The 13146-nt window shown below is 72.7% G+C and carries 14 protein-coding genes; 12 read left to right on the forward strand and 2 right to left on the reverse strand.

The annotated features are described in order from the left end of the window. Window positions 1-76 precede the first annotated feature (76 nt). The 12 genes from BLR04_RS25300 (at window position 77) to tsaD (ending at window position 9881) form a co-directional block, all read left to right on the forward strand. Window positions 77-427, forward strand: coding sequence for a holo-ACP synthase (locus BLR04_RS25300; protein ID WP_090769763.1), 351 nt, complete (start codon window positions 77-79; stop codon window positions 425-427). Window positions 428-436: 9 nt separating this feature from the next. Next, complete coding sequence (locus tag BLR04_RS25305) at window positions 437-1933, forward strand: NAD(P)H-hydrate dehydratase (protein WP_090769765.1); 1497 nt, start codon at window positions 437-439, stop codon at window positions 1931-1933. Window positions 1934-1987: 54 nt separating this feature from the next. Further along, the gene (gene alr / locus BLR04_RS25310) at window positions 1988-3121 is read left to right on the forward strand and encodes an alanine racemase (RefSeq protein ID WP_090769918.1); all 1134 of its coding nucleotides are present in this window, start codon (window positions 1988-1990) and stop codon (window positions 3119-3121) included. A gap of 43 nt (window positions 3122-3164) precedes the next feature. Then, a complete protein-coding gene (locus BLR04_RS25315) occupies window positions 3165-4214 on the forward strand; it encodes an alpha/beta fold hydrolase (protein WP_090769767.1) in 1050 nt (349 codons plus the stop codon). Continuing rightward, window positions 4211-4672 (forward strand): tRNA (adenosine(37)-N6)-threonylcarbamoyltransferase complex ATPase subunit type 1 TsaE, encoded by a 462-nt coding sequence (gene tsaE / locus BLR04_RS25320; RefSeq protein WP_425413449.1) that lies wholly within the window; start codon window positions 4211-4213, stop codon window positions 4670-4672. Before BLR04_RS25315 ends, tsaE begins: the two co-directional genes overlap by 4 nt. Window positions 4673-4802: 130 nt before the next feature. Continuing rightward, entirely contained in the window at window positions 4803-5531 is a 729-nt protein-coding gene (locus BLR04_RS25325; RefSeq protein ID WP_143022189.1) for a hypothetical protein, read from the forward strand. A 3-nt stretch (window positions 5532-5534) separates the two neighbouring features. Continuing rightward, on the forward strand, window positions 5535-6080 hold the full coding sequence (locus BLR04_RS25330; protein WP_090769769.1) for a class F sortase: 546 nt from the start codon (window positions 5535-5537) through the stop codon (window positions 6078-6080). Window positions 6081-6146: 66 nt separating this feature from the next. After that, complete coding sequence (locus tag BLR04_RS25335) at window positions 6147-6569, forward strand: hypothetical protein (RefSeq protein ID WP_090769771.1); 423 nt, start codon at window positions 6147-6149, stop codon at window positions 6567-6569. Window positions 6570-6597: 28 nt separating this feature from the next. Continuing rightward, complete coding sequence (locus BLR04_RS25340) at window positions 6598-7524, forward strand: phosphotransferase family protein (protein WP_090769773.1); 927 nt, start codon at window positions 6598-6600, stop codon at window positions 7522-7524. Window positions 7525-7551: 27 nt separating this feature from the next. Beyond that, the gene (tsaB, locus tag BLR04_RS25345) at window positions 7552-8199 is read left to right on the forward strand and encodes a tRNA (adenosine(37)-N6)-threonylcarbamoyltransferase complex dimerization subunit type 1 TsaB (protein WP_090769775.1); all 648 of its coding nucleotides are present in this window, start codon (window positions 7552-7554) and stop codon (window positions 8197-8199) included. 11 nt (window positions 8200-8210) lie between these two features. Beyond that, window positions 8211-8654, forward strand: coding sequence for a ribosomal protein S18-alanine N-acetyltransferase (gene rimI / locus BLR04_RS25350; RefSeq protein WP_090769922.1), 444 nt, complete (start codon window positions 8211-8213; stop codon window positions 8652-8654). A 195-nt stretch (window positions 8655-8849) separates the two neighbouring features. Further along, complete coding sequence (tsaD, locus tag BLR04_RS25355) at window positions 8850-9881, forward strand: tRNA (adenosine(37)-N6)-threonylcarbamoyltransferase complex transferase subunit TsaD (protein WP_090769777.1); 1032 nt, start codon at window positions 8850-8852, stop codon at window positions 9879-9881. Here the strand turns inward: tsaD and BLR04_RS25360 are convergent. Together BLR04_RS25360 and BLR04_RS25365 are read right to left on the reverse strand one after the other, a co-directional pair. Then, complete coding sequence (locus tag BLR04_RS25360; protein WP_218129147.1) at window positions 9862-11184, reverse strand: acyltransferase family protein; 1323 nt, start codon at window positions 11182-11184, stop codon at window positions 9862-9864. The genes tsaD and BLR04_RS25360 overlap by 20 nt on opposite strands. A gap of 32 nt (window positions 11185-11216) precedes the next feature. Continuing rightward, window positions 11217-12962 (reverse strand): hypothetical protein, encoded by a 1746-nt coding sequence (locus tag BLR04_RS25365; protein WP_090769779.1) that lies wholly within the window; start codon window positions 12960-12962, stop codon window positions 11217-11219. Between the last annotated feature and the right edge of the window lie 184 nt (window positions 12963-13146).

Consider the following 13146-nt stretch of genomic DNA (forward strand, 5'->3'; position numbering starts at 1 on the left):
TGTATCACATACCGGACGTCGATCGGGTCCCGTGCGTCCACACCCTGTGGACGGACTCCCTGAGTACGCTGGGGCGATGATCCTAGGCATCGGCGTCGACGTCGTGGACATCGCCCGCTTCGAGACCGCGCTGCAACGCACCCCCGGCCTCAGGGACCGCCTGTTCACCGACGCCGAACGGGAACTTCCGGTGCAGTCGCTGGCCGCCAGGTTCGCCGCCAAGGAGGCCGTGGCCAAGGCGCTCGGCGCGCCGGCCGGCCTCGGGCACCGCGAGGCCGAGGTGTGCCGCGACGAGCTGGGCCGGCCCAGGCTGCGGGTGTCGGGCCGCGCGGCCGAGGCCGCCGACGGCCTCGGGGTCAAGCGCTGGCATGTGTCACTCAGCCACGACGCGGGCGTCGCCGTGGCCTATGTGATCGCGGAGGGATAGCGTCGGATCATGCGCACCGCCTACACCGCTGACCAGATCCGCGGCGCGGAACGGACGCTCATGGCGCGGCTGCCCGAGGGCACGCTCATGCAGCGGGCCGCGGCCGGGCTCGCCTCCGTCTGCGCCCACCTGCTCGGCCAGGTCTACGGCAGCCGCGTCGTGCTGCTCGTCGGCAGCGGCGACAACGGCGGCGACGCCCTGTACGCGGGGCAGCGGCTGGCCAGGCGCGGCGCCCGGGTGGTGGCCGTCCTCGCCGGGTCGAAGACGCACGAGGCGGGGCTGCGCGCGCTGCTCGACGCGGGCGGGCGGGTCGCCGGGCCGGGCGACACACGAGAGATCGACGCGGCCGACCTGATCCTCGACGGGCTCGTCGGCATCGGGGCGTCTGGAGCGCTGCGTGAGCCGTACGCGCGGCTCGCCGAGCAGGCCGGGGCCGCTCCAGGGCTCGTGGTGGCCGTCGACGTCCCGAGCGGGGTCGACGCCTCCACCGGACGGGTCGAAGGGGCGGCCGCGCGCGCCACGGTCACCGTGACCATGGGGGCGTACAAGACGGGGTTGCTGGTCGATCCGGGGGCGAAGTTCGCCGGGCGGGTCGAGCTGGTGGACATCGGGCTGGCGCCGTACCTGCCGGAACCCGACGTGGCCGCGCTCGGCCGCGACGACGTGGCCGGGCTCCTGCCCCGGCCGGGCGCCGAGTCCGACAAGTACCGCAGGGGAGTGCTCGGCGTCGCGGCGGGCAGCCACCTCTACACGGGCGCGGCCGTGCTGGCCGTGGGCGGCGCGCTGCGCGCCGGCGCCGGCATGGTCCGCTACGCCGGCGCAGAGGAGCCCGTCGCGCAGGTACGCGCGCACTGGCCGGAGGCGGTCATCACGCAGCTGCGGCGGCCGTCCGTCGACGACGTGGGCCGGGTGCAGGCATGGGTGCTCGGGCCGGGGCTCGGCACCGACGAGTGGGCGCACGAGCTCGCGGCCTCGGTGCTCGCCTCCGACGTGCCCGTGCTCGTCGACGCCGACGGGCTGACGCTCCTCGCCCTCGACAGCGCCCTGCTGCGGCGTACGGCGCCGGTGCTGCTCACCCCGCACGCCGGCGAGCTCGCCCGGCTGACCGGCGCCGACCGCGCCGACATCGAGGCCGACCGGCTGCGGCACGTACGCGCGGCGGCGGCAGAACTCGGCGTGACCGTGCTGCTGAAAGGCTCCACCACACTCGTCGCCGAGCCGTCGGGCGCGGCGCGGGTCAACGTCACCGGCAGCTCGTGGCTCGCGACCGGCGGCACCGGCGACGTGCTGTCCGGCATCGCGGGCGCGCTGCTCGCCCAGGGGCTAAGCACGTACGACGCGGCCTCGTGCGGCGCGTACGTGCACGGGCTGGCCGGGCGGCTCGCCGCCGACGGCGCGCCCCTCACCGCGGCAGGGGTGGCGACGGCGGTTCCGGCCGCCATCCGTACGGTGACCAGCGGATCCACACTCGCGGAAAATCTTCCTTCGCGGAGCCGCGAGCGGTGAGAACCGCGCTCGACCACGTGTGTCAGCTGCCAGACTGGAAGGATGTACTCCTCGATGGCCACCCCCGCGCAGGCACGTGTAGACCTCGCCGCCGTCAGGAGCAACGTGGCGCGGCTCAGAGAGCTGGCGGGCGGCACGGAGCTCCTGGGCGCGGTCAAGGCCGACGCCTACGGTCACGGCCTGCTGCCCACCGCGCAGGCCGTGCTCCAGGGCGGGGCCGCCATGCTGGGCACCGCGGTGATCAGCGAGGCCCTGGCGCTGCGTGACGGCGGGGTGACCGCGCCGATCCTGACCTGGCTCATCACCCCGGACGAGCCGCTCGACGAGGCGCTGACCCGCGACATCGAGCTGTCGGCTTCCGACGTACGGCTGCTCGACGAGATCGCCGAGGCCGCGCGCCGCACCGGCCGCACCGCGAAGACCCACCTCGAGGCCGACACCGGCATGAGCCGGGGCGGCGCGCCGGCGACCGACTGGCCCGGGCTGCTCGACAGAGCCATGAAGCTGCAGGCCGAGGGCGCCATCGAGATCACCGGCATCTGGTCCCACTTCGCCTGCGCCGACATCCCGGGCCATCCGTCGATCCGGCGGCAGCTGGAGGCGTACGAATCGGCGTTGAAGCTGGCCGAGCAGGCCGGAGCGGCCGGTTCGCACGTGATCAGGCACATCTCCAACTCGGCCGCGATCGTGACGCTCCCCGAGGCGCGCTACGACATGGTCAGGGCCGGCATCGGCATGTACGGCCTGAGCCCCATCCCCGAGCTGGGCGACTTCGGCCTGCGCCAGGCGATGACGCTGGTCGCCAGGGCCGCGCTCGTCAAGCGCGTCGCCGAGGGGTCCGGCGTCTCCTACGGCCACCTGCACGTCTGTGACCGCGAGACGACGGTCGCCGTCGTCCCGCTGGGCTACGCCGACGGTGTCCTGCGGCACGCGACCGACCGGGCCGAGGTGCTGGCGGGCGGACGCCGCAGGCGCGTCACCGGCCGGGTGTGCATGGACCAGTTCATGATCGACATGGGTGACGACAAGCTGTCGGCGGGCGACGAGGTGGTGCTGTTCGGCCCCGGCGACCAGGGCGAACCTACCGCGCAGGAGTGGGCGGATACCCTCGGCACGATCACGCATGAAATCGTGACCAGGATCGGCTCGCGGGTGCCGCGGGTCCACGAGCAGAGGAGCACGGAGTGACGGCAGGCGCGCGGCGGCCATGAGCGGTAAGAGGATCGGGGAGATGACGACGACAACACGGCGCAGGGTCGGCATCGCCGGAGCGCTCGTCGGTGCGGCCTCCGCCGGTGTGGCGGCGGTGGCACTGGCCAAGCGGTACGCCGTCGGCCGCATCAGGCTGCGCCACGACCCCGAGGTCAGCGAGCCGTTCGGCGAACTCGGGGGCAGGGAGCACACGCTCGTCACCTCCGACGGCAAGGCGCTGCACGTCGTGGTCGACGGGCCCGACGACGCCCCCCTGACCGTCGTGCTCTGTCACGGCTACTGCCTGAGCCTCGAATCGTGGCACTACCAGCGCAAGGACCTGCGCGAGAACTACCGTCTCGTGCTGTGGGACCAGCGCTCCCACGGCCGCTCGCAGCGGGCCGGAGCCGACGGCAGCACGATCGACCGGCTCGGCGAGGACCTCGCCGAGGTGATCGCGGAGTTCGTGCCGGGGCCGTGCGTGCTGGTCGGCCACTCCATGGGCGGCATGACGATCATGGCGCTGGCCGACGGCCACCCGCAGCTGTTCGGCGACAAGATCCGCGCGGTGGCGCTCATCGCCACCTCGGCGGGCAAGCTCGCCGAACTCACCCTGGGCCTGCCCGCGATGCTCTCCAAGGTCGTCCACAAGCTGGCCCCCACCACGGTCTCGATGCTCGGCAAGCGCGGCGCGCTGATCGACCGCACCCGCAACGCCGGCAGCGACATCGCCTTCCTCGTCACCCGCTACTTCGGCTTCGGCGACTCCAGCAACGTCAGCCCCACCGTGGTCGACTTCGCCGAGTCGATGATCAGGCAGACCCCCACCGAGGTGGTCGCCGACTTCTACCCCGCGCTGATGAACCACGACAAGCTCGCCGCTCTGCACATCCTCGACCCCGTGCCCACCGCGATCCTGGTCGGCGACAGCGACTGGCTGACCCCGCCCGACCACAGCAAGGCCATGGCCGCCGCGCTGCCCAAGGCGCAGCTCACCGAGGTGCCCGACACCTCGCACCTCATCCAGCTCGAACGGCCTGGCGTGGTCAACGACGCACTGCGCGACCTGGTGAAGAGGGTGGACCTGTGACGAGGCTCGCGACTCCCGACGACATGAGGGCCTACGGCGCCCGCCTGGCGGCCACGCTGCGCGCCGGAGACCTGGTGATCCTGTCGGGCCCGCTCGGAGCGGGCAAGACCACGCTGGTGCAGGGCATCGCCGAGGGCCTGAAGGTACGCGGCCCGATCACCTCGCCGACGTTCGTCATCGCCCGCGTGCACCCGTCGCTGGGCCAGGGGCCGGCGCTCGTGCACGCCGACGCCTACCGGCTGGGCGGCGATCTCGAGGTCGACGACCTCGACCTCGACGCCTCACTGGACGAGTCGGTCACCGTCGTCGAGTGGGGCGAGGGGCTGGTGGAGGGCCTGGCCGAAGACCGCCTGGAGATCCACATCGACCGCGAGGGCGGCGACGACGCCCGCGTCGTGACCCTGCGGGGCGTGGGCGCGCGGTGGGCCGACACGCCGTCTGATCCGCGCGAAGAGTAAAAGGACGGTAAAGCACTGGTCGAGCTGGCACCCTTGACGTAACCGGACGGCGATCTGAAACATGATCGTTGGTCAGGGATTCGCCCAGATTTTCTGGGTATCACCGAGGGCGACATCCACGATTCGGTGGATGCTGGGTGTACGACGGCAAAGTGGGGTGCGGCCGGTGCTCAGGGTCAGGCGAGTCGCGTACGCGGGAGCCATCGTCATGGTCGGTCTGACCGGGTGCACAGCCTCGGCCGAGTCCGACCCGTCAGCGTCCCCCACCCCCGCCGCGAGCGGCACGGCGGTCCCCACCGCCACCGCGAGCGGCACGGGAAGCCCCGACCCGGCAGCCTCCAGGCCCACCATCTCGGTGCAGCTCAACCCCGACCGCGTCCCCGCCGGTGAGACGACGGGCGTGTGGATCCTCGCCCACTGCCCGGTGCCGACCGGCGGGCCAGACCACACCGGTACGGCCACGTCCAAGGCGTTCGTCAACGGCGTGACGCTCGACCCGGTGCCCGCGGCCTCGGTCACGCCGTCGCCGACGGCCTCGCCCGCAGGCGCCTCGCCGTGGGTCCGCGGCGAGGCCCAGGTGTCCGGCACCGTGCGGCGCGGCAGCTACCGGGTCGACGTCAAGTGCGACGGCACCAACGACCTGGGCCGCGCCACGCTCCGCGTCGTCGCGCCGCCTCGCGACGACGACGACGTGCCCACCGGCCTGCCCAGCAGGGCGCCGCGGGCGGGCGGCGGCGGCACGTACGCGCAGGACGCCGCAGACGAGTCGTCCATCCCGCTCGGCCCGGCGGGCGCACTCATCGCGCTGGCGCTGGCGGCCGGGGTGGGCATCGCGATCAAGCGGCGTTCGCGGGCATAGGCGATGGCCCGTCCAGGACGGGTCGTGCTCGCCGGGGCGCTGACGGGGCTCGCCCTCGTCATGTTCGGCAACAGTCTGCAGCAGACCCAGAAGACCACCACGGCCGCCAAGAGCGTCGTGCCGCAGAGCATCGACATCCCGTCGATCGACGTCACGGCCTCGTTGATGAAGCTCAGCCTGCTCAAGAACGGCGAGGTCGAGCTGCCGCCGTACGAGAAGCCCGAGCTGGCCGGCTGGTACGCGGGCAGCGCGGTGCCCGGTGAGAAGGGCGCCTCGGTGATCATCGGGCACGTCGACACCAAGACCGCACCCGCCGTGTTCTACCGGCTGCGCCAGTTACGCAAGGGCGAGACCGTCAAGGTCGAGCGCAGCGACGGCAAGGTGGTGAAGTACAAGGTCGAATCCATCGAACAGGTGCACAAGGACCACTTCCCCACCAAGCGGGTGTACGTGGACGAGGGGCTGAAGCTGGTGACGTGTGGCGGCAAGTTCGACTACGCCAAGGGCGAATACCTCGACAACATCATCGTGTACGCCTCGCAGGTCTGAGCGGGCCGCTTCACGGGCAAGCGCCTGGGGTGGTGGAAAAGGTGTCGCGGCGGAGGGAGCGGTCTGATGGGATGGTGGCTCTCGGTCGCCGTCGCCGTGACGTTCGTCTGGCTCGGCATGGTGCTGGCGATCTCGTTCATGGAGGCGCCGCTGAAGTTCCGGGCCCCTGGCATCACGGTGCCGCTGGGTCTGGGCATCGGCCGGCTGGTGTTCCGCGCCCTCAACGGCTGTGAGCTGGTGCTCGCGGCAGTGCTGGCGGTGTCGACCGTCGCCGGCGGGCCGGGCGCGCCGGCGTCTGCGGCCACGGCCGTCGCGATCGCGGTGCTGCTGGCCCAGCTGGCCCTGGTACGGCCCCTGCTGACCAGGCGCTCCGACGCCGTGCTGGCCGGAGCCGACGTGCCCCGGTCGCGGGCGCATCTGGCGTACCTGGCGTTGGAGCTGGTCAAGGTGCTCGCCCTCGTGGCGGGCGGCGTCCTCCTGCTGGCCTGACACTGCTGGTCTGACCCAAGGAGACGGGATGAGCGTCGACAACCCGCCCGCGAGCGGGGTCCGCGTGCCCTGGCACGCGGTGCACCCCAAGGTACGCGCGGAGGTGGAGGGCTTCCTCGGCGGGCAGGTGGTCGAGGCCGTCACACAGACCGGCGGTTTCTCCCCCGCGTGCGCCGCCCGGCTGCGCGCCGGCAACGGCAGGCGCGCCTTCGTCAAGACCGTCGGCCCCGAGCCCAACCCGCTGAGCGTCACCCTCTACCGCGACGAGCTGCGGGTCGCCGCCGCCCTGCCCGATCACGTGCCCGCACCCAAATTGCTCACCGGCTTCGAGACGGAGGGCTGGGTCACCCTGGTCTTCGAGGACGTCGAAGGCGAGCACCCCGCGCAGCCGTGGCGGCGCGACCAGCTCGACCTGGTGTTCGCGGCCCTCGACCAGAAGGCAGCGGCGCTCACCCCGTCGCCGCTCGCGGTGCCGACCGTGGGCGAGATGTTCGGTGACTCCTTCCGCGGCTGGCGGCGGCTGCTCGACGAGGACACGACCGGCCTCGACCCGTGGGCGCTGCGCCACCTGGGCGCGCTCGCCGAGCTGGAGTCGGGATGGGCGGAGGCCGCCGCGGGCGACAGCCTGGTGCACGGCGACATGCGGGCCGACAACGTGCTGCTCGCCGGCGACCGCGTGTTCTTCGTCGACTGGCCGTACGCGTGCCTCGGCGCTGCCTGGTTCGACCGGCTGGCCATGCTGCCGTCGGTCGGGATGCAGGGCGGGCCGCCGCCGCACGAGCTGTTCGCCGACCCCGACCTGGGCGCTACCGCCGTGATCGCCGCCTTCTGCGGCTACTTCCTGCGGCAGTCGCGCCTGCCCGATCCGCCCGGCCTGCCCACGGTACGCGCCTTCCAGCGGGCTCAGGGTGTCGTGGCCCTCGACTGGCTGAAGCGGCGTACCGGCTGGGCCTGACCCCGGCGGCGGGTAGGCTAACCAGTCGTGCTGGTCCTGGCCTTTGACACCGCGACGCCCGCCGTCACCGCCGCGCTCCACGACGGAACGCGGGTGCTCGCCGAGCGCACGACCATCGACGCCCGGCGTCACGGCGAGCTGCTCGTCCCGACGATCGAGCACGTCCTCGGCGAGGCAGGAGTCCCGCTGCGCGACGTGACAGCCATCGTGGCCGGCAGCGGCCCCGGCCCCTACACCGGCCTGCGCGTCGGGTTGATGACCGCGCAGGGGCTCGCCACCACGCTCGGTGTCCCCGCGTACGGCATCTGCAGCCTCGACGCGGTCGCGTACGGCAGCGGGCGCACCGGGCCGTTCATCGCGGCCACCGACGCCCGCCGTAAAGAGGTGTTCTGGGCGCGGTATTCCGACCTGCGCACCCGCGTGGCGGGGCCGTCCGTCGACCGTCCCGCCGACGTGCCCGTGCAGGGGCTGCCGGTCGTGGGCGCGGGCGCCGAGCTCTACCCCGACCTCCTCGGCGACGGCCACGGCGCGCCGCCCTACCCGTACGCGGGCGCTCTCGCGGCCCTGGCGGCCGAGCGGCTGGCCGCGGGCACGCCGCTCGACCCGCCGCGGCCCATCTACCTGCGCAGGCCCGACGCCGTCGTGCCGGGCGCGCCGAAGAGGGTGACGGCGTGAAGCTGCGGCCGATGACCGGCGACGACCTGCCTGCCGTCATGGACATCGAGCGTTCCACGTTCCCGCTCGACGCCTGGAGCGAGGGCATGATGCGCGGCGAGCTCGCCGACATGCCCCGTACCCGCCACTACGTGGTGGCCCTGATCGACGACCGGATCGTCGGCTACGCCGGTATCGCCGCCGCTGCCGACCAGGCCGACGTGCAGACGATCGCGGTGCTGGAGAATCACCGCGGCACCGGCGTCGGCAGCGCGATGCTCAACGCGCTGCTCGCCGAGGCCGGCCGGCGCGGCGCCCGCGAGATCTTCCTCGAGGTGCGCGCCGACAACCCGCACGCGCAGGCGGTCTACCTGCATTTCGGGTTCGAGGAGATCGGCCTGCGCCGCCGCTACTACGACGACGGCACCGACGCGATCATCATGAGAAGGAAACTGGGTGACTCCTCCGCTCCCTGAAGAGAGCGGCTTCTCGCCCCGCTCGCGCGGGAGACGACGGCCAAGCCCTGACCGATGCCCGAAAGCACGAAAGCAATCGTATCCGGAGGTGGCGACAATTTCCGAGGTTCTGTCACTGCACGCTCGGGCCTTGACGGCCCTCCCGCTCCCGATTCCCCCGTCGCCTCAAGGCGACGGTCCCCTCGGGAGGATCTGATGGCTGACGCACCTTTGGTCCTCGGCATCGAGACGTCCTGCGACGAGACCGGCATCGGCATCGTCAGGGGCCACACGCTGCTGGCCAACACCATCGCCTCCAGCATGGACGAGCACGCGCGCTTCGGCGGGGTCGTGCCCGAGGTCGCCTCGCGCGCCCACCTGGAGGCCATGACACCCACGGTGGAGGCGGCGCTGGCCGCTGCCGGGCTGACGTTCTCCGACATCGACGCCGTCGCCGTGACCGCCGGTCCTGGGCTCGCCGGGGCGCTGCTGGTCGGAGTGGCCGCGGCCAAGTCGTACGCGCTGGGCCTCGGTGTGCCGCTCTACGGCGTCAACCACCTGGCCGCGCACGTCGCGGTCGACCAGCTGGAGCACGGGCCGCTGCCCAAGCCGTGCGTGGCCCTGCTCGTCTCCGGCGGCCACTCCTCGCTCCTGCTCGTGCCCGACGTCGCCTCCGACGTCGTCTCGCTCGGCTCCACCGTCGACGACGCGGCCGGTGAGGCCTTCGACAAGGTGGCGCGGGTGCTCGGGCTGCCGTTCCCCGGCGGCCCCCACATCGACCGGGCCGCCCGCGACGGCTCCGGCACGTCGATCACGTTCCCGCGCGGCAAGATCGACGACGGCACGCTCGACTTCTCCTTCTCCGGCCTGAAGACGGCCGTGGCCCGCTGGGTCGAGGCCCGCGAGGCGCAGGGCGAGTCGATCCACGTGCCCGACGTCGCCGCGTCCTTCCAGGAGGCCGTGGTCGACGTGCTGACCCGCAAGGCGCTGCAGGCCTGCCGCAAGTACGACGTGCACGACCTGCTGATCGGCGGCGGCGTGGCGGCGAACTCGCGGCTGCGCGCCCTGGCCCAGGAACGCTGCGACGCGGCCGGCGTGCGGCTGCGGGTGCCCCGTCCTGGCCTGTGCACCGACAACGGCGCCATGGTCGCGGCCCTCGGCTCCGACCTCGTGGCGGCCGGTGTGACGCCGTCGACGCTGGAGATCCCCGCCGACTCCTCGCTGCCGATCACGACTGTGCACGTCTAGACCGGGCACGCGTGAGACGCAGCGTCGTGGCACCCGCGAAATAGCCGGCCACCGCCACGACGGGCATGCCCGTGACGCCGTGGTCCCCGGGCCCGGCCATGGCGATGCCGAGCAGCCCCGCGAGCGCGACGGCCATGCCGGAGCAGGCGAGGACGCCCGCGACGGTCCCCGCGCGCGCCCCCGCCGCGGGGCAGGGGCCGGAGCGCCGCTCCACGGGCCCGAACACGGCCACCAGGCCGAGCAGGACGAGGGCCAGCGCCACCAGCCAGGGCAGGCGCAGCAGCAGCCACAGGGGCGTGCCCGGCGGCGGAGCGGCCAGCATCCCCGACGGGTACAGCAGCACCGCGCCGATCAGGGCCGCCGTCATGTGCCACAGGAAGATCGTCATGATCACCGCGTTGACCGCCACGACGACGGTCCACGGGCGCAGCCGCCGCAGCCACCGGCAGGAGGCGTCGTGCACGGCCAGTCCCAGCCCGATCTGCGTGGTGGCCAGCGCCAGCAGCGCCAGGGTCGGCGGCGAGGTGTTCGCCCCCACCATGCTGAGCGGGTAGGGGCCGAGCACGGTGAGCAGCACCAGGAGCGTCGCCCCGACGGCCGCCAGCGGCAGCCCCACCCGCGGCCGGGCGGGCAGGCGTCCGTCCTGCCAGGCGAAGCCCACCTGGTGCATGGCGAGCCAGGCGAACAGGTAGTTGGCCTGTCCCAGGGCCGGGGCCCACCCGGTGAGCCGGGCCGCGTCGCCCACGCAGACCAGGACGGCCAGCACGACCGGCACCGCGAGCCCGTACCGGCGGTGGACGGCGTGCGTCACCGGCGTGAGCACCACCACCGCCAGGTACGCGGCCAGGAACCACAGCGGTATCCCGGCAAGCCACACCGCCATGCCCACCATGCCGGGATCGCCGCCGGCGACGTTGCCCGACACCGCGACCGCGGTCAGCACCGCCAGCAGCAGCGTGGTCGGCCGGAGCAGCCGGTCGGTGCGCCGCAGCATCCAGGCGGCGGTGTCACCGCCACGGCCGCGGTGGGAGGCCAGCGACGACGCGTTGGAGTAGCCGCCGACCAGGAAGAACAGCGGCATCACCTGGAACAGCCAGGTGAACGGCGCTGTCCAGGACACCAGGTCGAGCGCGTTGCCGCCGTGCAGGCGGCCGTCGTAGGCGACGTGTGTCACGAGCCAGTGCCCGAGGACCACGGCGCCGATCGCGACGGCGCGCAGCAGGTCGACATGGCGATCACGACGGGCCGGCGTCTCTTCCGCCAGCCGCCGCATCTCGCGCAGGGCTCCCGCCGTCAGCGGCATCCCTGTCGTCTACCCGCCGCACGGCCGGTGTATCAGTCTTTGGTACGGGCGGGACGCAGGAGGGCCTCGGCGAGAGCCAGCATGGTCTCTTCCAGCGCGCCCAGCCGCTTGGTGAGGTCGTGGGTGGCGGGCTCGACGATCTCGGTGACCGTCTCGACCAGCTCGTCGCGGTCGGGGCGCGCCCGTACCAGGTCGCCGAGCGCGTCGGCGGCCGTGGCGAGCCGCTCGGCCTGCTCGCCGGTGTGCGACCGGATCAGCTCGTCGACCTTCTCGGGCAGGGCCAGAGCGGCGGGCAGCTCGTCGACGCTCCGGCTGACGGCCTCGATGCGCTCGTCGACCGCCTCCAGATGTGTGCCGGCCTGCTCGGTGCGGGTGGCGAGGCCGTTCACGCGGGTGTCGAGGCCGTCGAAGCGGTTGTCGATCGTGTCGAAGCGGCTGCTGATGTGCTCTTCGGCCTCGGTCAGCCGCTCGTCGATGGCGTCCATCTGGCTGTCGAGCTTGTTGAAGCGGCCCTCGCCGCGGACGGCGCTGTCGCCGACGCGCTGGTCGGTGGCGGTGACGCGCTCGTCGAGCGCGTTGAAGCGGCTGTCGATGCGGGAGTGGAGCGCGTCGAAGCGGTCGTCGTGGCGGCCCAGGTGACCGTCGAGGGCGCCGAGGCGCTTGTCGACCGCGCCGAGCTGGTGGTCGACGGACGAGAGCCGCTTGTCGACGCCGCCCAGGTGGCCGTCGACGCCGTCGAGCCGGGTGTCGATGTCGGCCAGGCACTCGTCGGCGGACTCGAGCCGGCTGTCGAAGCCGGTGAGCCGCGTGTCGAGGGCGGCGAGCCGGCCCTCGGCCCGCTCGAGGCGGGCGTCCACGCCGCTGAGCCGGGCCGTCAGGCGCTGCTCGCTCTCGCCGAGCTGGACGGACAGGTGCTGGTCGGTCTCGTCGAGCCGGCTCGCGAGGCGCTGCTCGACGGCCGACAGGCGGCCGGTGAGCTGCTCGTCGGCGTCCTTGAGGCGGCGTACGAGGCGTTCGTCGGCCTCGACCAGCGCGGTGGCGAGCCGCTGGTCGGTCTCGTCGAGCCGGGCCGTGACGCGCCTGTCGGTCTCGTCGAGCCTGGTGGTGAAGCGCTGCTCGGCGGCCCCGACCGCGTCGGACACCTGCTCGCCGACGCCTTCCGACAGCCCGGTGACGACGTCCTCCACCCGGTCGGTACGGGTCGCGAGGTCGGCCACCGACTTGTCGAGCCGGGTGAACCGGCCCGCGGCGGCCTCCATGCTCGAGTTGAGTACGGCCAGCTTGGCCGCGAAGTCGGACATGTTCCTGGTGATGCCGTCGGTGCTGTCGAGCACCGACTGCAGGCGTTTGAGCGCCTTGTCGACGTTCTCGCCCACGGTGCCGAGATCGGCCTGCAGGGCGGGCAGCTCGCTGACCGGGGACACCTGGCTGTCGATCTCGCCGACCTTGTCGCCCACGGAGTCGACGTGGTCGCGTACGGCCTCGACGTGCTGGGCCAGGCTCTCGGCCCACATCGGCGGCTTGACGGAGATCTCGTCGAGCCGTCCGCTGACCGACTCGAGCGTGCCGCTGAGGCCGCCCAGCTCCCGCTCGCGTACCTCGCGCAGCAGCCATTCCATGCCCTCGAGCCGCTGGCGGATCTCGTCGAGGACGGCGCCCTGCGTGCGCTGTTCGTACACATGGTCCTGCGCGGCGCGCGCGAGCAGGTCGCGCATCCTCTCGGAGATGGCGGAATGCCCGCCTGCCTGAAGAAGGGTGGTGTGGTTGGAATGGTCCACCGAAAGCTCCTTCGCTCGCCGACGGTCTGCCGCGCAGCGGTGGGGTAGGTCCGGTTTGCTGATGAAAGAGCGAGAACGCGGGTAACCGCATTAGGGGGAGAACTCCCGCCCGCCCACCTTAGCCCTTGAAACAAGGTCGGACAGCCGCGAAGTGAAAGGTCACGGTTAACGGGTTAATTGCCCG

This window comes from Nonomuraea maritima, from assembly GCF_900100395.1.
GTDB classification, from domain to species: domain Bacteria; phylum Actinomycetota; class Actinomycetes; order Streptosporangiales; family Streptosporangiaceae; genus Nonomuraea; species Nonomuraea maritima.